The organism is Variovorax sp. YR266 (assembly GCF_900107295.1).
GTDB lineage: Bacteria > Pseudomonadota > Gammaproteobacteria > Burkholderiales > Burkholderiaceae_C > Variovorax.
Genome location: NZ_FNPM01000018.1, coordinates 1 through 24,556, shown reverse-complemented (window position 1 = coordinate 24,556; position 24,556 = coordinate 1). Strand labels below are relative to the sequence as shown.

24 protein-coding genes are annotated in these 24,556 nt (G+C 66.2%); 18 read left to right on the top strand and 6 right to left on the bottom strand.

The features are described from left to right. The first annotated feature begins 7 nt into the window (after window positions 1-7). From pcaB to BLW48_RS31170, 10 genes are all read left to right on the top strand, one after another. Window positions 8-1,219: a 3-carboxy-cis,cis-muconate cycloisomerase gene (gene pcaB, locus BLW48_RS31215; protein WP_093179493.1), complete on the top strand. Its 1,212-nt coding sequence runs from the start codon at window positions 8-10 to the stop codon at window positions 1,217-1,219. Beyond that, window positions 1,216-1,638 (top strand): carboxymuconolactone decarboxylase family protein, encoded by a 423-nt coding sequence (locus BLW48_RS31210; protein ID WP_093179491.1) that lies wholly within the window; start codon window positions 1,216-1,218, stop codon window positions 1,636-1,638. The genes pcaB and BLW48_RS31210 overlap by 4 nt, the downstream gene beginning before the upstream one ends. Continuing rightward, the gene (locus BLW48_RS31205; RefSeq protein ID WP_093179490.1) at window positions 1,635-2,861 is read left to right on the top strand and encodes a multidrug effflux MFS transporter; all 1,227 of its coding nucleotides are present in this window, start codon (window positions 1,635-1,637) and stop codon (window positions 2,859-2,861) included. The genes BLW48_RS31210 and BLW48_RS31205 overlap by 4 nt, the downstream gene beginning before the upstream one ends. Beyond that, the gene (locus BLW48_RS31200) at window positions 2,858-3,622 is read left to right on the top strand and encodes an alpha/beta fold hydrolase (RefSeq protein ID WP_093179488.1); all 765 of its coding nucleotides are present in this window, start codon (window positions 2,858-2,860) and stop codon (window positions 3,620-3,622) included. Before BLW48_RS31205 ends, BLW48_RS31200 begins: the two co-directional genes overlap by 4 nt. A gap of 134 nt (window positions 3,623-3,756) precedes the next feature. After that, on the top strand, window positions 3,757-5,625 hold the full coding sequence (locus BLW48_RS31195) for a bifunctional sugar phosphate isomerase/epimerase/4-hydroxyphenylpyruvate dioxygenase family protein (protein ID WP_093179487.1): 1,869 nt from the start codon (window positions 3,757-3,759) through the stop codon (window positions 5,623-5,625). Window positions 5,626-5,670: 45 nt separating this feature from the next. Further along, window positions 5,671-7,080, top strand: coding sequence for an MFS transporter (locus BLW48_RS31190; RefSeq protein WP_093179485.1), 1,410 nt, complete (start codon window positions 5,671-5,673; stop codon window positions 7,078-7,080). A gap of 46 nt (window positions 7,081-7,126) precedes the next feature. Then, window positions 7,127-7,813: a DsbA family oxidoreductase gene (locus BLW48_RS31185; RefSeq protein ID WP_093179483.1), complete on the top strand. Its 687-nt coding sequence runs from the start codon at window positions 7,127-7,129 to the stop codon at window positions 7,811-7,813. Between the two features lie 123 nt (window positions 7,814-7,936). Then, a complete protein-coding gene (locus tag BLW48_RS31180; RefSeq protein WP_093081482.1) occupies window positions 7,937-8,407 on the top strand; it encodes a hypothetical protein in 471 nt (156 codons plus the stop codon). Next, window positions 8,407-10,005 (top strand): DUF1800 domain-containing protein, encoded by a 1,599-nt coding sequence (locus BLW48_RS31175; protein WP_371127579.1) that lies wholly within the window; start codon window positions 8,407-8,409, stop codon window positions 10,003-10,005. The genes BLW48_RS31180 and BLW48_RS31175 overlap by 1 nt, the downstream gene beginning before the upstream one ends. A 22-nt stretch (window positions 10,006-10,027) precedes the next feature. Further along, window positions 10,028-11,239, top strand: a complete 1,212-nt coding sequence (locus BLW48_RS31170) for a DUF1501 domain-containing protein (protein ID WP_093179482.1) — start codon at window positions 10,028-10,030, stop codon at window positions 11,237-11,239. A gap of 30 nt (window positions 11,240-11,269) precedes the next feature. Here BLW48_RS31170 and BLW48_RS31165 read toward each other — a convergent pair whose 3' ends face one another. Further along, the gene (locus BLW48_RS31165; protein WP_093179481.1) at window positions 11,270-12,097 is read right to left on the bottom strand and encodes an HDOD domain-containing protein; all 828 of its coding nucleotides are present in this window, start codon (window positions 12,095-12,097) and stop codon (window positions 11,270-11,272) included. Window positions 12,098-12,218: 121 nt separating this feature from the next. Here BLW48_RS31165 and BLW48_RS31160 point away from each other — a divergent pair, with 121 nt between their 5' ends. The 3 genes from BLW48_RS31160 to BLW48_RS31150 all read left to right on the top strand — a co-directional run bounded on the left by BLW48_RS31160 (window position 12,219) and on the right by BLW48_RS31150 (window position 15,100). Next, on the top strand, window positions 12,219-12,962 hold the full coding sequence (locus BLW48_RS31160; protein ID WP_093179479.1) for a tRNA-uridine aminocarboxypropyltransferase: 744 nt from the start codon (window positions 12,219-12,221) through the stop codon (window positions 12,960-12,962). Window positions 12,963-13,147: 185 nt separating this feature from the next. Next, window positions 13,148-14,533, top strand: coding sequence for an NHL repeat-containing protein (locus tag BLW48_RS31155; RefSeq protein ID WP_093179478.1), 1,386 nt, complete (start codon window positions 13,148-13,150; stop codon window positions 14,531-14,533). Window positions 14,534-14,656: 123 nt separating this feature from the next. After that, window positions 14,657-15,100 (top strand): cupin domain-containing protein, encoded by a 444-nt coding sequence (locus BLW48_RS31150; protein ID WP_093050504.1) that lies wholly within the window; start codon window positions 14,657-14,659, stop codon window positions 15,098-15,100. On the opposite strand, the gene BLW48_RS31145 is transcribed toward BLW48_RS31150, so the two are convergent. Beyond that, window positions 15,084-16,022: a LysR family transcriptional regulator gene (locus BLW48_RS31145; protein ID WP_093179476.1), complete on the bottom strand. Its 939-nt coding sequence runs from the start codon at window positions 16,020-16,022 to the stop codon at window positions 15,084-15,086. The genes BLW48_RS31150 and BLW48_RS31145 overlap by 17 nt on opposite strands. Before the next feature lie 130 nt (window positions 16,023-16,152). On the opposite strand from BLW48_RS31145, the gene BLW48_RS31140 reads away from it, so the two are divergent. Beyond that, on the top strand, window positions 16,153-16,542 hold the full coding sequence (locus tag BLW48_RS31140; protein WP_093179475.1) for a RidA family protein: 390 nt from the start codon (window positions 16,153-16,155) through the stop codon (window positions 16,540-16,542). A gap of 44 nt (window positions 16,543-16,586) precedes the next feature. On the opposite strand, the gene BLW48_RS31135 is transcribed toward BLW48_RS31140, so the two are convergent. From BLW48_RS31135 to BLW48_RS31120, 4 genes are all read right to left on the bottom strand, one after another. Beyond that, window positions 16,587-17,849 carry an MFS transporter gene (locus BLW48_RS31135; RefSeq protein WP_093050494.1) on the bottom strand — a complete coding sequence of 421 codons (1,263 nt, stop codon included), beginning with the start codon at window positions 17,847-17,849 and terminating at the stop codon, window positions 16,587-16,589. Between the two features lie 215 nt (window positions 17,850-18,064). Next, entirely contained in the window at window positions 18,065-19,495 is a 1,431-nt protein-coding gene (locus tag BLW48_RS31130) for an MFS transporter (protein ID WP_093179473.1), read from the bottom strand. After that, entirely contained in the window at window positions 19,488-20,456 is a 969-nt protein-coding gene (locus BLW48_RS31125; RefSeq protein ID WP_093050489.1) for a tripartite tricarboxylate transporter substrate-binding protein, read from the bottom strand. Before BLW48_RS31125 ends, BLW48_RS31130 begins: the two co-directional genes overlap by 8 nt. A gap of 60 nt (window positions 20,457-20,516) precedes the next feature. After that, on the bottom strand, window positions 20,517-21,926 hold the full coding sequence (locus tag BLW48_RS31120) for an amidase (RefSeq protein ID WP_256331029.1): 1,410 nt from the start codon (window positions 21,924-21,926) through the stop codon (window positions 20,517-20,519). A gap of 43 nt (window positions 21,927-21,969) precedes the next feature. On the opposite strand from BLW48_RS31120, the gene BLW48_RS31115 reads away from it, so the two are divergent. From BLW48_RS31115 to BLW48_RS31100, 4 genes are all read left to right on the top strand, one after another. Continuing rightward, window positions 21,970-22,941, top strand: coding sequence for a LysR family transcriptional regulator (locus BLW48_RS31115; RefSeq protein ID WP_256216983.1), 972 nt, complete (start codon window positions 21,970-21,972; stop codon window positions 22,939-22,941). A 209-nt stretch (window positions 22,942-23,150) separates the two neighbouring features. Then, window positions 23,151-23,459 carry a hypothetical protein gene (locus BLW48_RS31110; protein WP_093179470.1) on the top strand — a complete coding sequence of 103 codons (309 nt, stop codon included), beginning with the start codon at window positions 23,151-23,153 and terminating at the stop codon, window positions 23,457-23,459. A gap of 88 nt (window positions 23,460-23,547) precedes the next feature. After that, entirely contained in the window at window positions 23,548-23,853 is a 306-nt protein-coding gene (locus BLW48_RS35215) for a hypothetical protein (RefSeq protein ID WP_143047842.1), read from the top strand. Window positions 23,854-23,953: 100 nt separating this feature from the next. After that, a complete protein-coding gene (locus BLW48_RS31100; protein ID WP_143047841.1) occupies window positions 23,954-24,340 on the top strand; it encodes a hypothetical protein in 387 nt (128 codons plus the stop codon). Window positions 24,341-24,556: the final 216 nt, after the last annotated feature.

The following is a 24,556-nucleotide window of genomic DNA, read 5'->3' as shown; positions in this document are numbered from 1 at the left end:
TCATCGCATGAGTATTTTTGAAGGCTTCCTCTCTACATCCGAAACGCTCGGCGCTTTCAGCGACCGCGCCTTCGTCGATGCCATGCTGCGCTTCGAAGCGGCACTCGCGCGCGCACAGGTTGCCGAAGGACTGATTCCCGAGAGCGCTGCGCATTCGATCGTCAGCAGTTGCAAGGTCGAGCTGTTCGACGTTGCCAAGATCGTGCGCGAGAGCGGCCGCGCGGGCAGCGTCGCGATTCCGCTGGTGAAGGCGCTGCGCGAAGCCGTCGGCCTCTTCAATGCCGACGCCGCGCCCTTCGTGCACTTCGGCAGCACCAGCCAGGACGTGATCGACAGCGCAATGGCGCTGGTCACGCGCGAAGCGGTCACGCTCATCGAGACCGATCTTGCCAAGGCCGCCGACGCGCTGCTGCGCCTGGCCGTCACGCACGCCGAAACGCCGATGCTCGCGCGCACGCTGATGCAGCCGGCCTCGGTCACCAGCTTCGGCTTCAAGTGCGCGGGCTGGGCGGCGCCGCTGGTGCGCAGCCGCATCCGCCTGCGCGACGCTGCGAAGCACGCACTGCAATTGCAGCTGGGCGGCGCCATCGGCACGCTGGCGCAGATGAAGGGGCAGGGCGCTGCCGTGCGCAAGCGCATGGCCAAGGAGCTTGGCCTGGGCGACCCCGGCGCAACGTGGCACACGCAGCGCGACGAATGGGTGGCGCTCGGCTGCGAGCTGGGCCTCATCACCGGCAGCCTCGGCAAGATCGCGGTCGACATCGCGCTTCTCGGGCAGTACGAAGTGGCCGAAGTCGCGGAGCCCAGCGAGCCGGGCCGCGGCGGCTCGTCGGCAATGCCGCACAAGCGCAACCCGGTGGCTTCGATGGTCGCCATCGCCGCCGCGCACCGTGCGCCGCAGCGCGTGGCCGCATTGCTTGGCGCCATGCCGCAACAGCACGAACGTGCCCTCGGCGCCTGGCAGGCCGAACTGGCCGAATGGCCGCAGCTGCTGATGTCGGCGCACGGCAGCGTGCGCGCAATGGCAGGCGCATTGCCCGGCCTGCAGGTCGACGCCGCGCGCATGCGCGCCAACATCGACCGGCTGCGCGCCGAACTCCCTCGCGACGCGGCCGACGAATGGTTCGACCCCGCGCTCGCTCACAACGCCGGACAGACAGCCCTCGCCGAGGTGAAGGCGCTGCAGGCCCGGCTCACAGACAAGGAACTTGCCCAATGACCGCCCCCGAAACTCCCGCCGAAGGCTACGAATCCGGCCTAATCAACCGCCGCCGCGTGCTCGGCGATGCCTGGGTCGACAAGTCGCTCGCCAATCGCAACGGCTTCAACGCCGAGTTCCAGGAACTCATCACACGCCACGCGTGGAACGACATCTGGGGCCGCCCCGCACTGGGCGACAAGACGCGCCGCTACATGGTGCTGTCGATGATGCTGGGCATCCATGCGTATGAAGAGTTCGCCATGCACGTGCGTGCCGCGCTCGACGGCCCGCCCGAGTCGCGCCTCACGCCGGACGACATCAAGGAAGTGATCATGATGGCCGCCATCTACTGCGGCGTGCCGGTGGCCAACCACGCCTTCGGCATCGCGACCGGCATCCTGCGCGAAAAAGGCCTGCTGCCTGCGTTGCCCCAGTGACCGCGCCGGTCGCCCGCAAGAAGGGCCGGTTCGACGTCTCTTTCACCTTGCTGCTGCCGCTGCTGCTGGCGGCGCAGCCGGTGGCCACCGACAGTTATTTGCCCGCGCTTCCCGCCATTGCGAAGGAGCTCGGTTCGGCCAGCACCAGCCTCACGCTGTTCGTGCTGGCCTTCGGCTTTGCGCAGTTGCTGTGCGGCCCGCTGGCCGATCGCTTCGGCCGCAGGCCGGTGCTGCTGGCGGGGCTCGGCTGCTACGCCATTGCCGCGCTGGGCGGCGCGTTCGCAGGCAGCGTGGCGCTGCTCGCGGGCTGGCGCACGCTGCAGGGCTTTTCGATGGCGGCGATTCTCGTGTGCTCGCGCGCGGCGGTGCGCGACCTGTACCCCGCGCACGAAGGCCCGCACGTCATGGCGCGCGGCCTCACCGGGCTGGGCGTGGTCGGCCTGATGGCGCCGCTGCTCGGCGCGTGGCTGGTGCAGGGCGCGGGCTGGCGCTGGGTGATGGTCGCGATGGCGGTCTATGCCTCGCTGCTGTTCGCGCTGTGCTGGCGCTCGTTCGGCGAAACGCGCAAGCCGATGCTGGGCGAGGGTGAGTCGTCCGCGCCGCGCGGCAGCACGCGCGCGGTGTTCGCGAGCCGGTCTTTCCGCGCCTGGGCCTCGGTGGCAGCGACGACCTACGGCGGGCTGTTCTGCTTTCTGCTGCTGTCGCCGATGGTCTACATCGGCTATCTGGGCTGGTCGCCTGCGTGGTACGGCTGGATCCCGGCCGGCGGCTCGCTGGTCTACATCTTCAGCACCACCATGTGCCGCACGCTGTTGCGGCGTTACGGGCCGGTGCGCACCGTGCGGCTCGGTGCTTCATTGAGCCTGACCGGCGCCGTCATCCAGGCGCTCGGCTGCTGGCTGATGCCGCTGAGCGCCGTGCCGCTGCTGTTCGGCCACGCCGTGTACTGCCTCGGCCATGGCATCCACCAGCCTTGCGGGCAGGCGGGCGCGGTGGGCGACCTGCCGCATCTGGCGGGCCGGGCCGTGTCCTGGTCGGGCTTCGGCATGATGATGGTCGCGTTCTGCGTGGGGCAGCTGGCAGCGCGATTTGTCGATGCCGATTTTTCCAACGGCGCCTGGCCGATGGTCGTGCCGATGCTGCTGGCCGGCTGCGTGCTGATGGCCATCGCGTTCCTCTGGCTGCCGCGTCTTCAACACCCGAAAAAGGAAACCACACCATGACCCGTTTGAATGTCGTTCGCGAGGGCGAAGGCCCGATCGTCGTGCTCAGCCATGCGCTCGGTTGCGACCTGAGCATGTGGGACGGCGTGGCCGCGCAGCTCTCGCGCGCCCACACGGTGCTGCGCTACGACCACCGCAACCACGGCGCGTCGGAGGTGGTGCCCGGCGCGCTGCGCGTCGAGACGCTGGCACAGGACGTGGCCGAGCTCATCCAGCGCGAGGCGGATGGCGAGCCCGTGCATTTCGTCGGCCTGTCGATGGGCGGCATGACCGCGCAGGCGCTGGCGGTGCGGCACCCCGAGCTGCTGAAGACAATGGTGATCGCCAATTCGGCCGCTCACTACCCCGACCAGGCCCCCTGGCGTGCACGCGCCGAGACGGTGGCTGCCAAGGGTGTGGCCGCCATCGCCCCGGGTGCCGTGGCGCGCTGGCTCACGCCAGCCTACGTGGGCACGCCCGAAGGCGCAGTCGCCGCGAAGACGCTGCATGACGTGCTGGTGCGCACCGATGCGCAGGGCTACATCGAGAGCTGCAATGCCGTCGCGGCCATCGATTTCCGCGAGGGCAACCATCGCATTGCAGTGCCCACGCTGGTGATCGGCGGGCTGCAGGACGAGGCCACGCCAATGGCCATGTCGCAGGCCATGGTGGGGGCCATTCCAGGCGCGCGCCTGGCCACCATCGACGCTGCGCACCTGAGCGCGGTCGAACGGCCGGTGGAGTTCACACAGCTGCTGATCGATTTCTGGCGCAGCCTTTGAGGGTTGCTGGCCGGACAGCCGGCCTAGGTGTATCCCGTATTTCGTGCGAATAATGCACGTATGTGATCGATGATCGATCAAAAGCTCGCTGAATAGATTGTGGTGGGGCCCGGGTGTTCCTAAAGTCCACCCCCATGCATCGCTCCATTGCCACCGTCTCGCTCAGCGGCACGCTCCGCCAGAAGCTCGAAGCCGTCGCCGCCGCCGGTTTCGATGGCATCGAGCTGTTCGAGGCCGACTTCATCAACTTCAAGGGCACGGCCGCCGAACTGCGCCGCATCACGGCGGACCTGGGCCTGACCATCGACCTGTACCAGCCGTTCCGCGATTTCGAAGGCATGCCCGAGCCGCAGTTCCGCCGCAGCCTGGAACGAGCCGAGCGCAAGTTCGACCTGATGGAGGCCATGGGCGCGCCGATGGTGCTGTGCTGCTCCAACACTTCGCCGCTGTCGGTGAACGATCCAGCTCTGGCCGCCGCGCAACTGCACGAACTGGCCGAGCGCGCTGCGCGCCGCAACCTGCGCGTGGGCTTCGAGGCACTCGCCTGGGGCCGCCACACCTCGCTGTACGGCCAGGCCTGGGAGATCGTGAAGCAGGCGAACCACGCGCACCTGGGCCTGATCCTCGACAGCTTCCACACGCTGTCGCTGAAGGACGATCCGGCCGGCATCGCCAGCATTCCGGGCGACAAGATCTTCTTTCTGCAGATGGCCGACGCGCCGCTGCTGTCGATGGACGTGCTGCAGTGGGCGCGCCACCATCGTTCGTTTCCGGGGCAGGGCGATTTCGACGTGGTCGGCTTCTTCGAGCAGGTGCTGCGCGCGGGCTACACCGGGCCGCTGTCGCTGGAGATCTTCAACGACATCTTTCGCGAGACGCCGAACCGCCGCACTGCGGTGGATGCGATGCGCTCGCTGCTGTACCTTGAAAGCGAAGCGCGCCAGCGGCTGGACGACGTCGAGCCCGTGCAACTGTTCAACCCGCCGCCGGTGCCGGCGCTCTCCGGCCTGTCGTTCATCGAGTTCGCGGCCGACGAGGCATCTGCAGCAACGCTGTCCACGCTGGTGAAGCAACTCGGCTTCCGCCGCATCGGCAAGCACCGCTCGAAGGCCGTGACGCTGTACCGCCAGGGCGAGATCAACCTGATCGTCAACGCGCAGCCCGATTCGTTTGCGCGCGGCCGCTTCGAGGCGCACGGCACCTCGGTGTGCGCGCTGGGTGTGCGCTGCGACGATCCCCTCGCGGCCGTGGGCCGAGCCACCGCCATGCGTTCGCAGCGGCACGACAGCCCGGTCGGCCCCAACGAACTGCGCGTGCCGGCCATCGTTGCGCCGGGCGGCAACCTGATTCATTTCGTGCCCGAAGCGCTGGGCGCCAACGGCTTGTACGAAGCCGACTTCATTCTCGAAGACGACGGTGCCGGCGCGAACGACGCAGGCCTGCAGCGCATCGACCACGTGGCTCTTGGCCTGGCGCTAGACCAGCTCGACACCTGGGTGCTGTTCACGCGCGCCGTGCTCGGCCTGGAGCCCGGCGAAAGTCTGGAGCTGGCCGACCCCTTCGGCCTGATCCGCAGCCGCGGCGTTGCCAACAGCGACCGCAGCCTGCGCCTGGTGCTCAACGTGTCGCTGAGCCAGCGCACCCGCACCGCGCGCACGCTAAGCGTGACGGGCGGTGGCGCGGTGCATCACATTGCGCTGAGCTGTGCCGACATCTTCGAGACGGCCGCCAAGCTGCGCGCCAACGGTACGCGCTTCGTGCCCATCTCCGACAACTACTACGACGACCTGGCCACGCGCATCGACATCGCGCCCGAACTGCTGGCGCGCATGCGCGAAGCGGGCGTGCTGTTCGACCGCTCGCCAGCCGGCGACTACCTGCACATCTATACCGAGAGTTTCGAGGGCGGACTGTTTTTCGAGGTCGCACAGCGCGTGGGCAACTACGACGCCTACGGTGCCCTCAACGCACCGGCGCGCATGGCTTCGCAGGCGCAGGATTGATTTGATTTCTTGATCTGATTTTTTCGTCAACACTGGAGACAACACATGGCAACCAACACAGCCCATGAGCCGCAAGGCAGGCACCAGTCGAAGAAGGCCGCCGCAAGCGGCTGGATCGGCTCGGCGCTGGAGTACTACGACTTCTTCATCTACGCCACCGCGGCGGCGCTGATCTTTCCGCAGATCTTCTTCCCGAAGGGCGACCCGACGACGGCCATCGTCGCCTCGCTCGCGACCTACGGCGTGGGTTATGTCGCGCGTCCCATCGGAGCCTTCGTGCTCGGCCACTGGGGCGACACGCACGGGCGCAAGCAGGTGCTGGTGCTTTGCATGTTCCTGATGGGCTTTTCGACCGTGGCCGTCGGCCTGCTGCCGACCTATGACCAGGTCGGCCTGCTGGCTCCGGTGCTGCTGGTTCTGCTGCGCCTCATCCAGGGCTTTGCAGTGGCCGGCGAGATCTCGGGCGCGAGCTCGATGATTCTCGAGCACGCACCGTTCGGGCGTCGCGGCTTTTTCGCGAGCTTCACGCTGCAGGGTGTGCAGGCCGGCCAGATTCTGGCGGCTGCCGTGTTCCTGCCGCTGGCGCACTACATGCCCGAGGAGGCCTTCAACTCGTGGGGCTGGCGCATTCCCTTCCTGCTGAGCTTCCTGGTCATCGTGGCGGGCTACATCATCCGCCGCGAGGTCGACGAGACGCCGGCTTTTGCTGAAGTGGACAAGAAGGGCGAAGTGGCCAAGGCACCGATCGTCCAGGCCTTCACCGACAGCTGGGCCGACATGCTGCGCGTGGTCTGCATGGCGCTGATGAACGTCATTCCGGTGGTGGCCACCGTGTTCGGCGCGGCCTATGCCGTGCAGGCGGCCTACGGCATCGGATTCCAGAAAGACGTGTACCTGTGGATTCCGGTGCTCGGCAACATCCTGGCCGTGATCGTGATCCCGTTCGTGGGCAACCTCTCGGACCGCATCGGCCGCCGCCCGCCGATCATCGTCGGTGCGCTGCTCTCGGGGCTGCTGTCCTTCGTGTACCTGTATGCCATCAGCATCCGCAACGTGCAGCTGGCCATCGTCATGTCGCTGCTGATGTGGGGCATCGTGTACCAGGGCTACAACGCGACCTTCCCGAGCTTCTATCCGGAGCTGTTCCGCACCCGCAACCGCGTCTCGGCCATGGCCATCTCGCAGAACATCGGCACCACCTTCACCGCACTGCTGCCCGCTCTGTTCGCCGCCGTGGCGCCTCCCGGCTCGACCAACGTGTGGTTCACCGTGGGTGCCATCACCTTCGCGGTGACGGTGCTGGCGGCACTGGCCGCACTGAGTGCACGGGAAACCTACCGCATCCGGATGAACGACCTGGGCAAGCCCGATGCGGTGCCGGTCGACAAGCAGGAGTACGACCGCATGCGCGAGAAGACGCTGCAGGACGCGCGCCTGGCCAAGGCCGCGGCCTGAAAACCTTTCGTGCACCAAGGGTTGTGGCGCCGTGAAGAATGGCGCCATGACTACCTCTACCTCTTCCCACCTCAAGATCGACTTCGTCTCCGATGTGTCCTGTCCCTGGTGCGCCATCGGCCTGAGTTCGCTCGAGGCGGCGCTCAGGAAGGTGGCCCCCGAGGTCACCGCGGAGCTGCACTTCCAGCCCTTCGAGCTGAACCCGCAGATGCCGCCCGAAGGCCAGGACACCTTCGAGCACCTGAACCAGAAGTACGGCTCCACGCGCGAGCAGCAGGCACAGTCGCGCGAAATGATCCGCCAGCGCGGCGCGGCTGTCGGCTTTGAGTTCAGCCCCGGAGGCCGTCCGCGTGTCTACAACACCTTCAACGCACACCGCCTGCTGCACTGGGCCGAGCTGGAAAGCCCGGCCAAGCAGGCGGCGCTGAAGAAGCTGCTGCTGAAGGCCTACTTCACCGACAGCCAGAACCCCTCGGACTCTGAAGTGCTGGTGCGCGCAGCCATCGAGGCCGGGCTCGATGCAGCCCGTGCCCGCGAGATCCTGAACAGCGACGAGTTCGCACAGGAAACCCGCGAACGCGAGCGCATGTACACCGACGCCGGCATCCACTCGGTGCCCGCGATCATCATCAACGACCAGCACCTCATTTCGGGTGGCCAGCCCGTCGAGGTGTTCGAGCGCGCCCTGCGGCAGATTGCCGGTGCTGCGCCGTCCAGCCTGTCTGTAGCCTGACTTAGCTGGCGCTTAGGCGCTGCCTTTGCGCGGCGTTACGAGGGTAAAGAGCGTCAACGCGGAGCGGGTCCGGATGGTTGAGGAGGCGTCCTTGACTCACCATCACTCCCAGGAGCTCCGAAGATGAAGAAGAAAAGCCTAATCGCCGCACTCGCCCTCATGGCTGCGGCTTCGTTGCCCGCATTGGCCGACGAATACGGCAGGCACCCGTTCTACCTCCACGCCTTGTCCGACCTGCAAACGGCCGCCTGGAAGGTGGAGCATCGCCGCCCCGAAGACGGGCAGATCTCGCGCGACGAGCAGGTGGTGGTCGACGAGATCCACGCCGCCATCGGCGATCTCCAGCACGCTGCATGGCTGGACGGCAAGCCCCTCGAATGGCGCGAGCCCACCGATGCGTGGCTGCCGCGCGAAGGCCGCCTGCATGCCGCGGTCGACCTGCTGCGCAAGGTGCGCTCCGATGTGGCGCGCGAAGAAGACGACCCGCGCTCGCGGCCGTTCCAGCAACGCGGCCTGGCGCACGTCGACGTCGCGCTCAACACCGCACAGCACGCCATCGGCGACGTGCGCCATCACGACATGCGCAGGGAGTGATGGCGGTGCCGGCCGCCGCCTCGTTGTTCTCCATGCGTCGCGCCTCGATGGCGCTCGGTGCATGTGCGCTGGCCTTGCTCGCGGCCTGCGCAAGTGCACCGGGCGACCAGCGGCCGGTGGTGTCGGTGTCGTTGCCTTCCGCACCGCTCAATGACGCCGCCCGCCTGCGCTGGCTCGACCGCGTGAGCTGGGGTGCCAACGCGAGCAGCGACGCGCAGCTCGCAAAGCGCGGCCTGTCGCTGTGGATGCGCGACCAGCTCAACCCGCGCCCCGCGCCGTTGCCGTCCGCGGCGCAGGCGCAGATCGACGCGATGAGCATTTCGCGCACGCCGCTCGACCAGCTCGTCACCGAACTCGACGCTCAGCGCAAGGCGGCCGATGCGCTACCCGACGAAGACCAGAAGAAAGCCGCGCGACAGGCCTACCAGCAGCGGCTCAACGACCTGGCACGCGAGGCGCAACAGCGCTTCGTGCTGCGCGCGCTGTATTCGCCCAACCAGCTGCAGGAGCAGATGACGTGGTTCTGGATGAACCACTTCAACGTCAACCTGCGCAAGGACAACATCCGCGCGATGGTGGGCGACTACGAAGAGAACGCGATTCGCCCGCATGCGCTCGGCAAGTTCCGCGACCTGCTCGGCGCCACGCTGCACCACCCGGCGATGCTGCGCTACCTAGACAACGCGCAGAACGCCGCCAACCGCATCAACGAGAACTACGCACGCGAGCTGATGGAGCTGCACACGCTGGGCGTGGGCGGCGGCTATTCGCAGGCCGACGTGCAGGAGCTGGCGCGCGTGCTCACCGGCGTTGGCGTGAGCAACCAGCCGCTCGATGCGCCGCCGCCGAACGTGCGGCCGGCCGTACGCGCCGACTACGTGCGCAAGGGCCTGTTCGAGTTCAACCCCAACCGGCACGACTACGGGCCGAAGACGCTGCTGGGCCAGTCCATCAAGAGCAGCGGCCTGGCCGAGGCCGACGAAGCGCTCGACCGCCTGGCGCGCGCGCCGGCCACCGCGCGTTTCATCTCGCGCAAGCTTGCCGTTTACTTCGTCTCCGACGAACCTCCGCAGGCATTGGTCGACCGCATGGCTGCTGCCTTCACCCGCAGCGACGGCGACATCGCCATCACGCTGAAGGCGCTGTTCGAGTCGCCCGAGTTCGCCGCCTCGCTGGGCCGCAAGTTCCGCGACCCGGTGCACTACGTGATGGCCGGCGTGCGGCTCGCCTACGACGACCGCGTGGTGGTGAACGTGAACCCGATGCTCAACTGGATCAACCGCATGGGCGAACAGCTGTACGGCCACGAAACGCCCGACGGCTATCCGCTCAACGAGGCAGCCTGGGCCAGTGCAGGGCAGATGAACACGCGCTTCGAGATTGCGCGTGCCATCGGTGCGAACGGCGCCGTGCTGTTCCGCACGGATGACAAGGCGCCGCTGGAAAAGCCCGCGTTCCCGCAATTGGCCGATTCGCACGCGGTGCGCGCAATGCAGGTCGGCATGAGCGCGGACACGCGCGAGGCGCTGGCGCAGGCGAAGAACCCGCAGGAGTGGAACACCTTCCTGCTGGCGTCGCCGGAGTTGATGCGTCGTTGATCAAGAAGAAGGACACACCGTCATGCAACGTCGAGAACTCTTGAAGCTCATGGCCGCCGCCCCGTTCGCGGGCGCCGCCGGCCAACTGATGGCCGCGCCCGCGGCCGAAGGCGCCAAGCTGCTGGTCGTGTTCCTGCGCGGCGCGTACGACTGCAGCAACCTGCTCGTGCCCACGAGCAGCGACTTCTACTACGCCGCGCGCCCCAACATCGCCATTGCACGCCCCGGCACACCCAACGGCGCGCTGCCGCTCGACGGCAATTGGGGCTTGCACCCCGCGCTGGCACAGAGCGTGATGCCGATGTTCCAGCAGAAGCAGGCATCGTTCATCGCCTTCGCGGGCACCGACGACCTCACGCGCAGTCACTTCGAAACGCAGGACTCCATCGAGCTCGGCCAGGCGCTGGACAAGCGCCGCGACTACCGCTCGGGCTTTCTCAACCGGCTGGCCGGCGTACTCGGCGCGGGGCCCGTTACCGACGTGTCGCCCATCGCCTTCACCGACCAGTTGCCCATTTCAATGCGCGGCAGCGCCAAGGCCGCCAACATGGCGATCGCGGGCAATGCACGTTCGGGCATCGACGCGCGGCAGAGCCAGATCATCACGAGCATGTACCGCAACACCGCGCTGGCCCAGCCGGTGGCCGAGGGCTTCCAGGTGCGCGACGAGGTAACGCGGGCGGTGCAGGCCGAGATGGACGCCGCCAGCCGCAACGCCATGACCGCCAAGGGCTTCGAGCTGGTGGCGCGCCGCATGGCCTTGCTGATGCGCGACCGCTTCGACCTCGGCTTTGTCGACGTCGGCGGCTGGGACACGCACGTGGGGCAGGGCGGCGCCACCGGCTACCTCGCCAACCGTTTCGAAGAACTGGGCCGCGGCGTAGCCGGCTTCGCACAGGAGATGGGCGACGACGCATGGCACCAGACCGTGGTGGTCGTCATCAGCGAGTTCGGCCGCACCTTCCGCGAGAACGGCAACCGCGGCACCGACCACGGGCACGGCACCGTCTACTGGGTGCTCGGCGGCGGCCTCTCGGCGCAGGCCGGCGGGCGCGTCGTGGGCGAGCAGCAGGCGCTGACGCAGGCCACGCTGTTCCAGAACCGCGACTATCCGGTGCTCAATGAGTACCGGGCGGTGTTCGGGGGGCTGTTCAAGCGGATGTATGGCCTTTCGCCAGCACAGCTCGCGCGGGTGTTCGACGGGGTGGCGCCGAAAGACCTGCAGTTGGTCTAGCGCGCGAAGAAGGTCGAGACCGGAGTACGGTCAGGCGATCATCGACTCGAGGTCCGCCGCGAGTTCACGCGGCGCCGGCATTTCCTGGACCATGTCCTCGGTGATACCGACGGCCAGCGCCGACTGGCTCGGCCAGAAGCCGCCGATATTGCTCAGGTCCACGCCCTGGCGCTCCAGTGCCACGCGCCACACGGCCAGATGAAGAACGCCGCCGAGCGCATCGGCATGTTCCGACTTTGCCGGGCTCACGAAGCTCGAAAGCCCACCGACCAGGTCGGGAGCGAAGCCCCAGCGCTGCGCCAGGGATGCACTCACATCGCCGTAGTGATACCCGAATTCGACAAGCTCGAGTTGCGCGCGCCCCAGTGCGTCCAAGGGGTGAACGGCATTCAGCGCGGCCATGCGATCGGGCATTGCCTGCGCCATGATCAGGTGGCCGATGGCATGCATGCTGCCCGCGGTGAACGCCAGGTTGGGGTCGACGTGCCGGGTCTTCGAAGCCAGATACCTCGAGACCGACGCCACGCGCAGGCTGTGGGCCCAGAAGGCCGGAAGGTTGACTCCGTCCACCTTCCGGAAGGCGCCTGACAAACCCGAACTCACCACGAATGACCGGATGGCGGAGAGCCCGAGCATCAGGATCGCGCCCTGGATCGAGGAAATCTTTCGCCGGAGCCCGAAGAACGGCGAGTTGACCATCTGCAGCACCCTGGCCGCGAGCACCTGGTCAAGCTCGATCCGATGCGCGATGGCCGCGAAAGGCACGTCGTCGTCGCGCAGCATCTCAATCAGGTCGGACACCACCTTCGGCACGGTGGGGAGCGACTCGTCATTGGCAAAGAGTTCGTCGAGTGTCATGGCGTTATGGGTGTATTGCCTTTGTATGCAATGGATTTTCCTCCAGCGCAGGGCCTGCCAGAGCCTCTATCGGCGCGAATGTGTAATTTCTACGGATTCCGGTGGGACCGAGAATCGGCGCATGCCCCACGCCGTCTCCCTCCTTCGCGCCGCCCGCCTGGCGCGAAGCGCCAAGCCCTTTCTCGCCCGTGGTGGCTTCAAGCGCGAGCGCTGCGCGGGCTGCCGCCTGGTGCCCAGCCATTGCATGTGCGCCGTGCGCCCTTCGGTGGCAACGCGCGCGGGGGTGTGCCTGCTCATGGCCGACATCGAGCCGCTCAAGCCCACCAACACCGGTTGGCTGGTCGCCGACGTGGTGGCCGATACCTTCGCCTTCGGCTGGGCCCGTACCGAAACCGATCCCGCGCTGCTGGCGCTACTGAACGACCCGCAATGGCAACCCTACGTGGTGTTTCCGGGGCAGTACGCGGCGCCCGAGCGCGTGGTTCTGACTGTTCCGTCGCCTGAGTCGACCAGCAGCGGCACCGCGAAACGCCCGCTCTTCATCCTGTTCGACGCGACATGGGCTGAGGCACGCAAGATGTTTCGCAGGAGCCCCTACCTCGACCGGCTGCCGGTGCTGAGCCTGCAGCCGGAGCAGATCACGCAATACAAGCTGCGCAACTCCGGCCGCGACGACCATTTCTGCACCAGCGAGGTGGCCGCGATGTGCATGAACCTGGCAGGCGAGCATGCCGCAGAACAGACGCTGGATGCCTACCTGGTGGTGTTCACGCACCACTATCTGAGCGCGAAGAACCAGCAGCCCGTGGCGTGGGATGGTGCAGCGCATCAGCGCCTGCGCGAAGTGTCCGCCTCGCGGCCCTGAAGACTCTGCCCGCCGCGGCGCCGCGCGGGCGGGCGCAGCCGTGCCTAGCTCCGCCATCTACCTAGTTCCGGTGATGGTGAAGAAACAAATAGTTAACAAGAATCAACGATTTGAAACCGCCGGTAGCACTTCGGCTGGAGCGCGGGTTTCTCTTCGTGAATCGACAAAACCAAAGAGGGCAGTGGATGTTTTCCAATCGAGTGAGTTTTTACGGGCGCTGCGGCGTCGTGGCCAGTGCGATCGTGTTGCTGGCTTCCTGCGGCGGTGGGGGTGGTGGCGGCGCGGGCTTCGTGCCGATCGCCGCGCCGGCGCAACCCCAGACCCCCGTCGTCGTGACGCATACGGTCGGCGGTACCGTCACCGGCCTCACCGGCAGCCTGGTGCTCCAGAACAATGCGGGCGACGACCTGAAACTCACGGCCGACGGCAAGTTCACCTTTGCCGCCGCGCTCACCGAAGGCTCGGCCTACGAGGTCAGCGTGCGCACCCAGCCCCTGTGGCAGTTCTGCACCGTGACCAAGGGCAGCGGCAAAGCCTCGGCCGACATCGGCGACGTGGCGGTCGCCTGCTCGGCGGCGGTGGCGCAGGTGTCCACGCTCGCTGGGTCCGGCACTACCGGCTCGGTCAATGGCAACGGTACCGCCGCATCGTTCTATCTCCCGTACAGCGTGGTCGTCGACAAGAGCGGCAACCTGCTCGTGTCGGATACGGCAACGAACCTTGTGCGAAAGATCTCGCCCGCTGGCGATGTCACGACATTTGCGGGCGGTGGCGGCAGCGGTACTTCGCAAAACGGCAACGGCACTGCAGCCTCGTTCTCGGGCCTGTCCGGTCTTGCGCTGGACTCCACGGGCAATGCCTATGCCGCGGAATTCGGCGGCAACCGCATCCGCAAGATCACGCCCGCGGCCGACGTGATCACGATCGCGGGCAGTGGGGCCATCGGGTCGCTCGATGGCCACGGCACCTCTGCCACGTTCAATACCCCTTCGTCGGTGGCCACGGATGCCAACGGCAACATCTACGTGCTCGAATTCATCGGCGCCGTTGTCCGCAAGATCACGCCTGCCGAGGACGTCACCACGCTGGCCGGCTCGGGCACTGCAGGCTTCGCCGACGGCACGGGGACTGCGGCATCTTTCGGGCAGGCCTACGGCATAGCGACTGACGCGGCCGGCAACATTTACGTTGCCGACAGCGGCAACAACCGGATCCGCAAGATCACGCCCGGCGGCGTGGTCACGACGCTGGCCGGTTCGGGCCAGGTTGGCGCGACCGACGGGGCCGGCAGCTCGGCATCTTTCAGCAGGCCTGGCGGCCTGACGGTGGACAGCGACGGCAATGTCTACGTGGCCGACACAGGCAACAGCCTGCTGCGCAAGATCACGCCGGCAGGCGTGGTCTCCACGCTCGCCGGCCAGCCCGGTGTGCTGGGCGCGCAGAACGGCATCGGCGCGGCTGCCACGTTCAAGCAGCCTTACGGGGTGACGGTGGATGCTGCCGGCAATCTGTACGTGGCCGACACCTTCGGCAACCTGATCCGCAAGGTCACGCCGGTTCGCGCACCCTGAGGTCGTCGAAGATGCCGGGTCCACCGCCGGTAACGGAATGAAAAGGCTGCATCCGGAGCATCGGCATATGTCTCCTGGAGTGCGGGCGCGCAGAATCGCGCTCGCACTCCCGAGGACTTGACCATGACGATTCCGTACTTTGTCTTGACGCCCGACCGGCGTGAACTTCCTCTGAACGTGCTCGGCACGAAGGTGACGGTGCTGGCATCGAACGCGGCGACGCAGAGCTATGGCATCACCCTGCAGCGGGGTGACGAAGGTACCGGGCCGCCGCCGCACAGCCACGACTGGGACGAATCCTTCTACGTGCTCGGCGGCGAGGTCGAGTTTCTCTGCGATGGCGCCGCTCACATGTGCCGGCCCGGCACGCTCGTGCATGTACCGCGCGGCACGGTGCACGGCTTTCACTACGGCAAGGGTGGCGGGCAGATGCTCGAGATCACCGGGCAGAACGCGCTGGCCGCCCAGATGTTCGCCGCCGTCGACCACGAGATCCCGGCCGGGCCGCCCGATATTCCAAAACTGCTGGCGGTGCTCGAGCGCAACGGCGTTACCGTCGCGGCCTGACATCGCTTCGGCCGTCGATAGGCGCGTGGCGTGCCATCAGCTCGACGACCCAATCGATGAACACCCGCAGCTTGGCGCTGACATGCCGGTTCGGCGGAAACGCCACGTACAAGGGCATCGGATCGAGTTGCCAGCCTTCGAACAGAGGCACCAACTCGCCGCTCGGCAGATGTGGTTCGGCCATGTAGTCCGGTAGCCAAAGCACCCCCATGCCCGCCAGCCCGGCCGCGAGGTAAGCGTTGCCGTCATCGACCGACAGCACATAGCGGCCTTGCACTTCGATGCTCTCGTCGCCGAGGCGCATGGCATACGGAAAGGTCTTGCCGCTGCGCGACCACAGGAAGCCCACGATGCGGTGATGCGTGTCTTCCAGCTCCCGCGGGTGTGAAGGCATGCCGGCGCGCTCCAGATAACTCGGCGCCGCGTAAACCCCCAGCTGCAGGTCGCCCACGCGGCGCGCCATCAGCGACTGGTCGGTGAGCTCGCCGCCGCGCACCACGCAATCGACGTTCTCGCCGATCACGTCCACCATGCGATCGCTCACGCCCATGTCGAGCTGGATGTCGGGGTAGCGGGCATGGAACGCCGGCATTGCCGGCACCAGGATCATGCGGGCCAGCGGGCTCGGCACATCAACCCGCAGCCGTCCGCGGGGCAACGCCGAGGCGCTCGACAGACTGGTCTCCGCATCGTCCATGTCGGCCAGCAGGCGCACCACGCGCTCGTAGTAGGCCGCCCCGTCGGCCGTGACGTTCACCTTCCGCGTCGTGCGGTTGAGCAGCTTCACGCGCAGCCTTGCCTCCAATTGCTGCACCAGCTGCGTCACGCTGGTCTTGCTCATGTGCAGTGTCTCGGCCGCCTTGGTGAAGCTGCCTGCTTCCACCACGCGGGCGAATGCCTGCATTGCGTCAAAACGATCCATGCCTGCTGTTCCTGTTGATCCGACGATTGTTTGGGTTCTACAAACAGTGATTGTTGGCTTTGCCCGTTTATCGGAGAAGCACGGCTGCCTAAAGTCCCTTCATCGCCATCAAAGAAGGAAGAAGCAACTCATGGCCAAACGCGACGTCGTTTTCCCGCCCGGGCGCCAGGCGCTCTATGAAAAGAACCGCTACTCGCCGGCAGTCCGCTCCAACGGCTTCCTGTTCGTCTCAGGGCAGGTCGGCAGCCGCGAAGACGGCTCGCCCGAGCCCGACCTCGATGCGCAGGTGCGGCTGGCGTTCGAAAACCTGAACGGGATCCTCGGGGCCGCGGGCTGCACCTTCGACGACGTGGTCGACGTCACCGTCTTCATCGTCGACCCGGAATCGAACTTCGACACGGTCTGGAAGGTGCTGCCGGACTATTGGGGCAGCGCGCCGCATCCGACGCTGACCGGCATCGGCGTGACGTGGCTCTATGGCTTCAAGTTCGAGATCAAGGTGATCGCGAAGCTTCCCTGAAAGCCACGGCACGCCAGTTCTTCGCAATCAGGGCCGAGCGGCGGCTACTCCTCGTCGAGTCGATCCCGTCGCATGGCACGCCAGAGCGCAAGGTCGTAGGAAATCTTGAGCAACCCGCATGCGACGAGCGGCAACGAGATCCATCCGGCCGCGAACAGGGCGCCGCTGAGCGTCGGGCTGATGGCTGCGGCCAGACTCCGCGGCACGGCGGTGAAGCTCGCCGCGGCGCTGCGTTCCGCTGGCGTCACGACCGCCATCACGTAGGCCGTTCGCGTGGGCACATCCATCGACGAGAGTGCGCTGCGGATCATCAGCAGGCCCAGCGCGACAGGCAGGCTTGGCGCCAGCGCTGCCAGCACCAGGCAGACGTTGGCCGGCAGGTGCGTGAAGACCATGGTGTTGAGCAACCCGATGCGTCGGGCGACCAGCGGTGCAGCGAGCTGCGACGCCGCGCTGAGCAGGCCGGTCCAGAAGAAGAACACGCCAGCCTGGGTCAGCGAGAAGCCGAATCGCTCCAGCAGCCACAGCGACATCAGTGCGTTGACCGTCAGTCCGCCGGCAAACGCGTCCACGCTGAAGAGTGCCGCCAATCGCACCACGACGCGGCGCGACGGCCCCAGGGGTGTTGGCGCGACAGGTAGGCTGTCCGCGTTGTTGGCGCCGGCGTGGGCCGGCAGATTCCGATAGAGCCAGAAGACGATCAGCCCGATTGCCGCGTAGACCACGAACATCCCGCGCAGCGCGTCGAGCCGCGCGAGCTCGCTGTGCCGAACCAGCCAGTCCGGCACGGCGGCGGCCAGCGCACCCAAGGCTGCACACAGGGCACCCAGGAGGCTGTAGCGTGCAAACAATGCTGTTCGTGCATGGCCTTGTGCCGCCGCTGCCAGGCGGGCGTGCTCAAGTGGAAGAAACACGCTGACATCGCCGGAACTGGGGTTGAGCGTGCCGACCAGCGCGACCACCAACAACGGCCAGAACGAGGACAGGCCCGCAAAGCCCAGGCCCGTAGCGGCCATCAGCAAAGCAGCGCCGCGCAGCAGCCGACCGCCAGCAAAGCGGTATCCCCAAGCGCCGACCGCGAGCGTGGCCAGCGCCGAGCCCAGCATCGTCGCGGTACTGACGATGCCTACCTCCAGCGTTCCGAGCCCGATCGACAGCAGGTAGGCCGGCAGCAGTACCGCCATGTACCCGTCCCCGAAGGCGCGAAGCCCCCGCGCCGCGAGCAAGGGCAATGCGCCAGGATCGACTCCGGAAGGCAGCAGGCGCGCGAAACCCATGCGTGGGCGAGATGCGGAAGTGGTGCTCATCGGGTTTTCACAGCCAGAAGCGCAGGGGCTTCGATGAGAGAGATGGGCCGGGGTGGCGCGGCAAGCGCAATGGGTGCGTCAGGAAAGGCGGTGTCCACGGATAGCTCCGTTGTGAGTCACCAGCGCTTGGACGGGACACCGTCTGACTTTGCAGAACGGGAGGCTGTTTTCCCGCGAGCGGCATCGTAGCAGACCCAAAACCACATTGCGTGGTTCTACGGCTTCCAGTTCGGGATCAGCGCCGCACCTGCAAGGCAAAGACAGGCGAGCATCGCGAAAGCATTTCTCGCCCCTTGAGTGAATGCAGCGATATCGACGCCCGAGAGCCTTGAACCGCCATTCCCGAGAATCATGAGCTGCGAGCTGTAGGGCAGACCGGCCATCGCCACGCTCAACGCCAGGGCCGTTCCCATCATGATTCCGGTGTTCTGCAGCGTCGAGCGCACGCCGTTCGCAATGCCCCGGCGCTGCGGCACCACGCTTTGCAGAATCGACGCGTTGTTAGGCGTCACGAAGCTCCCGATGCCCAGGCCCAGCATCCACAGGCATGCGGCCAGTTGCCCGGCGCCGATGGCCGGCTGCAGCATGGCCGCTAACAGCGCCAGCGCGCTTGCGGCAAGCAGCATGCCCGCCACGCAGATGGCTGCGGGCGAGAAGCGCCGCATCAGGCTGCCGGCTGTAGGAGCGGCCATCAGCATCCCCAGCGCGACCGGCGCGATGCGCATGCCCGCCTCCGATGGCGCCAGCCCCGCGCAAGCCTGGAGATACAGGGCCACGAGCAGCAGTGGCGCAGCCTGCGACATCGACAGAAGCAGGATGCCTGCGTACGCCGTGCGACGCCCCGAGTCCCTGAACAACGCCGGGTCGACCAAGGGACTCGCCGTGCGCTGCTGCACCTTGGCGAACAAGAGGAGGGCGCAGACGCCTGAGAGCATGAAGGCCCATACCGGCGTGCTCGCCCAGCCGCGCGTTCCCACCATCGAGAGCGCATAGATCACGCCTCCGATGCCGGCGAATGACAGCAGGGCACCGGTCAGGTCGAAGCGCTCGGCCTTGGCCGTTGCCGCGCTCTTCGGCAGAACCCGCCACGACCATGCCAGCACGCAAAGCCCGACAGGCACGTTCAGCACAAAGAGAACGCGCCAGCCCCACCACGACACGACAAAGCCGCCAGCCAGCGGCCCCACGACCTGCGCCAGCGCGGCCACCATGGCGAGTACGCCGAGCGCCAGGCCCACCTTCTTGCGGCCGAAGGCATCGCCCACCAATGCGCTGGAGTTGGCCATGACGCCAGCCGCACCCACGGCCTGGCAGATGCGAAAGAACAGCATGGCGCCGAAGCTCGTTGCGGCCGCACAGGCCGCACACGCAATCAGAAAAAGCCCCAGCCCCGCAAGAAAGAGCCGCCGCCGCCCCCACAGATCGGCCAGCCTCCCGAAGCTGAGGATGCACACCGTGCTGACCAGCATGTAAGACAGCAGGATCCAGCTCGCCTGCGACGGCGAAGCGTTCAGGCCGCGCGCCACCGAAGGCAGCGCCACGTTGAGCGCGCTGAGGTTCAGGAAGCAGAGAAACGCACCCAGGCTTGCAACAACGAGCACCGCCCACGCGGCCCTTTCCTCGTCTTCCGCCGCCGCTTCACTCATCGCTCTTGAAGCCCGAAGCCTTGACGATGGGCCGCCAGTATTCGCGGTCTTCGTTCATGAGGCGCGTCACTTCGGCGCCGGGCAGCCCGGTCGCGTCGAGCCCCATGCGGTCGAGCTGGCCGCGCACCTGCTGGCTGCGCATTGCGGCCAGGAAGGCTTTCTCCAGCTTCGCGACAACGTCTTTCGGCGTGCCCGCCGGCACGAAGGCGGCATAGGACGCGTTGGCACGGTCGAAGGCGTCGTAGCCCGCTTCCTTGAGGGTCGGAACATCGGGCAGCCAGCTCAGCCGCTTCGTGCCCGCCACGCCAAGAATGCGCAGCTTGCCCGAGCGGTGCAGCTCCAGCTGGGTGGCCAGCGCGTCGGCGCCCAGCGGCACGTGGTCGCCGATGATGTCCGTCGCCAGCGGAGCGCCGCCCCGGTAAGAGACGGCCGTGAGCGGCACGCCGATGGCCTTCGACAGCTGCCACACGCTGAAGTGCAGGCCGCCGCCGAGGTTTGTTATGCCCACACTGCCCTGAGCGGGGTTCTTCTTGATCCACGCGATGTATTCGGGAATCGTCTTGTACGGCTGGTCTGCGCCGGTGGAAACGACACTGGGCACGTTGGCCAGATGCGCGACGGGAATGAAGTCTTTGTCGACGTCGTAGTTCAGCCGCGCATAGGTCATCGGAAACAGCACGAAGGGCGGTGTTGCGCCGATGAGGATCGTGCGGCCATCGGGTCGAGCGGCCTTCACCGCCTCGATGGAAATGCGCGTGGACGCACCGGGGCGGCTCTCCACCAGAACGGGCTCCTTGAGCGAGCCGCGCAATTCTTCGGCGATGGAGCGTGCCAGGTTGTCGAGCGCTCCGCCCGGCGGAACGCCGATGATGAGGCGCACGGGCGCGTTGTCGGCGTGCGCGGTGATGCCGGCCAGGGCAATCGACGCGCCGAGCACGAGTGTCTTCAGGAACGAGGTCATGGTGGCTACCTGTTGGTTGAAAAATCGGAAGAGAGAAAAGGGCAAAAAGGGGCGGTGGCTTCAGAAAGCCACGACCGGCAGCGGATTCGCCGGCCAGTGCGCTGCTTCGAACGAGGCAGCGGCTTGCAGCAGTTGCCCGTCTTCGCGGAAGCGGCCGACCAGCTGCATGCCGATGGGCAGGCCCTCACGGTCCGCGCCGCAGGGCAGGCTGATCGCGGGGTGACCGGTAAGGTTGAACGGCATCGTCCAGGGGAACCAGTTCGCGCGCACCTCGGCGTATTGCTTGCCGTCGATCTCGATGCTGCCGAACAGGTCCTGGTCGATGGGCAGGGCCGTGCGCGAGAGCGTGGGCGTGAAGATGAAGTCGTGCGTTTCCAGCCGCGCCTGCACCTCGCGGAACAACGCGGTCCGCGCGAACATGGCCTGCTGGAATGCAACGCCGTCCACATGCTCGGCCAGCGCCAGCTGCTTCAGCAGCGACGGGCTCATCTGGTCGCCATGCGCCGCGGCCATGGGCGCGAAGCGGCCGCGCCAGCTGGTGTGGTTGATCACGCGCCACACAGGCTCCACGTCGAAGCCTTCGCCCGACATCGGCTCCAGCACGGCACCCATCGACTCCAGCGTTGCAAGAGCGGCTTCGAAGGCAGATGCAACGTCTGCCGCAATCGGCCGCCCCACCGGCGCGGCGCAGAAAAGAATGCGCTTGCCGCGAAGGTCGCCGCCGACTTGCAGGTCGTCGAAGTAGCGCTGGGCCGGCACGCCCAGCGACCAGGGGTCGGACCCGTGCGCGCCGGTCATGGCCTGCAGCATCAGTGCCGTGTCTGCCACGTTGCGCGTGGTGGGCGTCACGTAGGTGTAGTTGCCGAACGCGTCCTGCACCTGGCTGTGGGGCACCACGCCCAGGCTCTGCTTCAGGCCGACCACGCCGTTGCACGCGGCGGGAATGCGCGTGGAGCCGCCGCCGTCGGTGGCAATGGCGAGCGGCGCGATGCCCGCCGCCATCGCCGCCGCCGCACCGCCGCTGGAGCCGCCACTCGTGCGCGACGCATTCCACGCGTTGCGGGTGCTGCCGAACAGCGGCGCATCGGTCAGGCACTTGGCGCCGAATTCCGAAGAGGTGGTCTTGCCGATGAGGATGGCGCCGGCCTCGCGCATCCGCGCCACGGCCACCGCGTCTTTCGTGGGCACATGGTCGCGGTGCAGCAAAGAGCCGTAAGTGGTGCGCACCTTCGCCGTGTCGACGATGTCCTTCACCGTGAAGGGCAGGCCATGCAGCAGGCCCGAAGCCTCGCCGCGCATCAGCGCCTGTTCGGCCTCCCTGGCCTGCTGCAGCGCCTGTTCATGGCACAGCGTGATGAAGCAGTTCAGGTGCGGCTGCAGCGCATCGGCGCGGCGCAGCACCTCTTCGACGATCTCCACCGGCGAGAGTTCGCGCTGCGCGACCAGCCTGCGCATGGTTGTTGCTGGCATCTCGCAGATCTCGGACTTTGGAAGAAGGACGGGAAAGTTTTTCATGGCGCAAATGATTGATGCGCCGCAACAAGTCGTCCAATACTGTTTTCCAGAAAAGGCATATGCACAGCGTATGGCTACCCCAGACCTTCGAACCCTTCGCTATTTCGTGGCCGTCGCCGAGGAGCGCAGCGTCGGCAAGGCCGCGCGCCGGCTCAACATGGCGCAGCCGCCGCTGTCCGTTCACATCAAGAACCTCGAGGCGGCGGTGGGCACGCCGCTCTTTCGCAGGGCAGCGCACGGCATGGAAATAACCGATGCAGGAAATGCACTGTTTCGGCGCGCGAAAGAGGCACTGCTGCTGGCCAACGAAGGCTTCGATGCCGCGCGCGCCGTCGGCTCGGGCAGCCGGGGCCGGCTCACCATCGGCACCATGGTCGTGCTGTCTTACCTCGTGCTGCCGCGGCTGGAAAACGAATTGCGGCGCAGGCTGCCCGAGGTGGAGATCCAGTATGCGGAGCTGAACGCCGTCAACAACGTATCGGCCCTCACCAACTCGGATGTGTCGGTGGCCATCTGCATTCCTCCCATTGCGCAGGCGGGCATTGCGGCAGAGCGCATCGGCAGCCAGCCGCTGATGCTTGCGGTGCGCTCCGATTCACCGCTCGCGCGGCTGCCCAGCATTCCGCTGGCGCGCCTCTCGGGCCTGCCGCTCATCGGGCTGCCCATGCCCGAGGGCGACGTAGACAAATCGGTCGTCGCGTCGCTGCTGCGTCGGCATGACGTGAGCATGCCGATTGCGCAGCGGGTCGAGACGATGGTGTCGGCACTGGCGCTGGTGCTGGCGGGGAAGGGCGTGGCGATATTGCCCGCCTGCGCGCAGATCGGGCGGCCGCCCGGGGTGGTGTTCAGGGCTTTGCGCAATGTCGATGCGCGGATGGAGATTGCGGCTTGCTGGCGGAGCGATTGGGATAGTCCGTTGATTGAGCCGTTTTTGGTTTGTGCGCGGGCGGCGGTGCGGGAGTCTGTGTAGCTAAAGAAGTCCGCTCGGCGGCGTTCAGTTAGAGGGCAAGGCGATAGCGAAGCTTCAAGAAAACGGCAACGACTGATCTGTCCGGCGATACCGATGGCCTCGGCTACAGTCGGCCGTCGCCCGGAACCGCACCAACGACATGATGCCCATGAATTACCGTCCCCGCGCATCTCCATCCATATCACGCCAGTCATCGTGCAATTGAAGCAATGAACGACGAGCTCGAAATTAACTGCCCGCATCATGGACGGGCATCACTTGCTTCGGTGTGCGGCCATCTGATCAAGAACCGCGGCACTCCATTGGGCTTCATCGAAAACAATGACGACCCTGATGACAAGCAGGGTTGGTGCTATGCATGTGAACTGGTCTATCTGCAGGAAGAGGACAAGACCGAGCGCTTTATCGCATTCACCGACTACACCGTTGTGTGCTCGCATTGCTACGACCAGATCAAGGCGCATCATCAATTCGATGTGCCTGATGGCGACAGGATTAGAACAAGGGATGACGGTTAGTCCGATGTCGAAATCGAGTTGCGCCACAGGCTTGAGGCCGGGAACGGCACCCGGACCTACAAGCCCATCAGGAAATACCACCGACATCATGAAATGGCCATTCGATCAGCCCCACAACTGCGCGACGGTCTTCTCGAAAAGCGTCTTGAATCGAAGCAGGCCGATCTTGCTGGTTTCACATGACGAGGACGATCACGGATGGCAGTTTCTGGACGGAGTAAGTGGAGAGTTGGAAGGCCTTGCTCTCGCTGGTCTCGGCCATGTCCTGGAAATCGATCCGGCGATAGTTGAACTCGCCGACCTTGAGCCCGGATTCCAGGCCACTCGTGCGGGACCGGACGAGAAGTGGGTTATTGAGCGAGCGCCGCCCCAAGAAGACGAGGACGAGGACTGAAATATCCTGCCTTTCGGGCACCTAGCGCCTTCGGTAGGATGACGGCCATCGGCCAGAGCCGGCCATTCGCCGTGCCGGCACGATGCGGAAGCGGACATCCATGAACTACCCAAGACGACGCCCCAAATCGGAAAGAGAACTCAGGCAAGAAGAGTTGCTTACACGGCTTAAGCAGCGGGGAGTACCGCTGCCAGGCGTCTGCCTTACGCAGGACGCTCCCCTTGACGAGCAGGTTGCCATTAGAGAACTGACGCTTGACGCCGAGGGCAGGGTCGTGAGCGTCTCAGAGTTCGCCCTCTCTCCAAAGACTGGGCTGGGTAGAACCAGTACTTCCGACGCGCTCAAGCAAGAGCTTGAACGCCTGTTAGCGGCGACGAGCGACGAAGGTATTGCGTGCGGCGAGAACGGTCGGCGAGCCAGCCGAGAGGAACTCGAAGAATGGCTGTTGCTCATCGGTCTGCCCGTGTTCAGCTACCGTCGGGGCTGACATCTGCTTTAGGCCCTTCGCGACGGCAGCGCGACCGGCTACAGTCGGCCAGGAACGGACCTTAGTGAGTGGGCCCTGTAAGCAGGCATTCGAGAAATCTATGGATTACGAAGAGATGAGATACAAAACCGTTCTGCTAAGTCTTGCGTTTGTAATGAGCGTCGCCTCTCATGCGGCCGAGGCAGCGCACGAAGACGGACGCGAGGCCTACTTGGA

What these genes read in the sequence shown, in the direction of transcription:
- pcaB (WP_093179493.1), top strand. Translation starts at nt 8, where the DNA reads ATGAGTATTTTTGAAGGCTTCCTCTCTACATCCGAAACGCTCGGCGCT.
- BLW48_RS31210 (WP_093179491.1), top strand. Translation starts at nt 1,216, where the DNA reads ATGACCGCCCCCGAAACTCCCGCCGAAGGCTACGAATCCGGCCTAATC.
- BLW48_RS31200 (WP_093179488.1), top strand. Translation starts at nt 2,858, where the DNA reads ATGACCCGTTTGAATGTCGTTCGCGAGGGCGAAGGCCCGATCGTCGTG.
- BLW48_RS31195 (WP_093179487.1), top strand. Translation starts at nt 3,757, where the DNA reads ATGCATCGCTCCATTGCCACCGTCTCGCTCAGCGGCACGCTCCGCCAG.
- BLW48_RS31190 (WP_093179485.1), top strand. Translation starts at nt 5,671, where the DNA reads ATGGCAACCAACACAGCCCATGAGCCGCAAGGCAGGCACCAGTCGAAG.
- BLW48_RS31185 (WP_093179483.1), top strand. Translation starts at nt 7,127, where the DNA reads ATGACTACCTCTACCTCTTCCCACCTCAAGATCGACTTCGTCTCCGAT.
- BLW48_RS31180 (WP_093081482.1), top strand. Translation starts at nt 7,937, where the DNA reads ATGAAGAAGAAAAGCCTAATCGCCGCACTCGCCCTCATGGCTGCGGCT.
- BLW48_RS31175 (WP_371127579.1), top strand. Translation starts at nt 8,407, where the DNA reads ATGGCGGTGCCGGCCGCCGCCTCGTTGTTCTCCATGCGTCGCGCCTCG.
- BLW48_RS31170 (WP_093179482.1), top strand. Translation starts at nt 10,028, where the DNA reads ATGCAACGTCGAGAACTCTTGAAGCTCATGGCCGCCGCCCCGTTCGCG.
- BLW48_RS31165 (WP_093179481.1), bottom strand. Translation starts at nt 12,097, where the DNA reads ATGACACTCGACGAACTCTTTGCCAATGACGAGTCGCTCCCCACCGTG.
- BLW48_RS31160 (WP_093179479.1), top strand. Translation starts at nt 12,219, where the DNA reads ATGCCCCACGCCGTCTCCCTCCTTCGCGCCGCCCGCCTGGCGCGAAGC.
- BLW48_RS31155 (WP_093179478.1), top strand. Translation starts at nt 13,148, where the DNA reads ATGTTTTCCAATCGAGTGAGTTTTTACGGGCGCTGCGGCGTCGTGGCC.
- BLW48_RS31150 (WP_093050504.1), top strand. Translation starts at nt 14,657, where the DNA reads ATGACGATTCCGTACTTTGTCTTGACGCCCGACCGGCGTGAACTTCCT.
- BLW48_RS31145 (WP_093179476.1), bottom strand. Translation starts at nt 16,022, where the DNA reads ATGGATCGTTTTGACGCAATGCAGGCATTCGCCCGCGTGGTGGAAGCA.
- BLW48_RS31140 (WP_093179475.1), top strand. Translation starts at nt 16,153, where the DNA reads ATGGCCAAACGCGACGTCGTTTTCCCGCCCGGGCGCCAGGCGCTCTAT.
- BLW48_RS31135 (WP_093050494.1), bottom strand. Translation starts at nt 17,849, where the DNA reads ATGAGCACCACTTCCGCATCTCGCCCACGCATGGGTTTCGCGCGCCTG.
- BLW48_RS31130 (WP_093179473.1), bottom strand. Translation starts at nt 19,495, where the DNA reads ATGAGTGAAGCGGCGGCGGAAGACGAGGAAAGGGCCGCGTGGGCGGTG.
- BLW48_RS31125 (WP_093050489.1), bottom strand. Translation starts at nt 20,456, where the DNA reads ATGACCTCGTTCCTGAAGACACTCGTGCTCGGCGCGTCGATTGCCCTG.
- BLW48_RS31120 (WP_256331029.1), bottom strand. Translation starts at nt 21,926, where the DNA reads ATGCCAGCAACAACCATGCGCAGGCTGGTCGCGCAGCGCGAACTCTCG.
- BLW48_RS31115 (WP_256216983.1), top strand. Translation starts at nt 21,970, where the DNA reads ATGGCGCAAATGATTGATGCGCCGCAACAAGTCGTCCAATACTGTTTT.
- BLW48_RS31110 (WP_093179470.1), top strand. Translation starts at nt 23,151, where the DNA reads ATGAACGACGAGCTCGAAATTAACTGCCCGCATCATGGACGGGCATCA.
- BLW48_RS35215 (WP_143047842.1), top strand. Translation starts at nt 23,548, where the DNA reads ATGAAATGGCCATTCGATCAGCCCCACAACTGCGCGACGGTCTTCTCG.
- BLW48_RS31100 (WP_143047841.1), top strand. Translation starts at nt 23,954, where the DNA reads ATGAACTACCCAAGACGACGCCCCAAATCGGAAAGAGAACTCAGGCAA.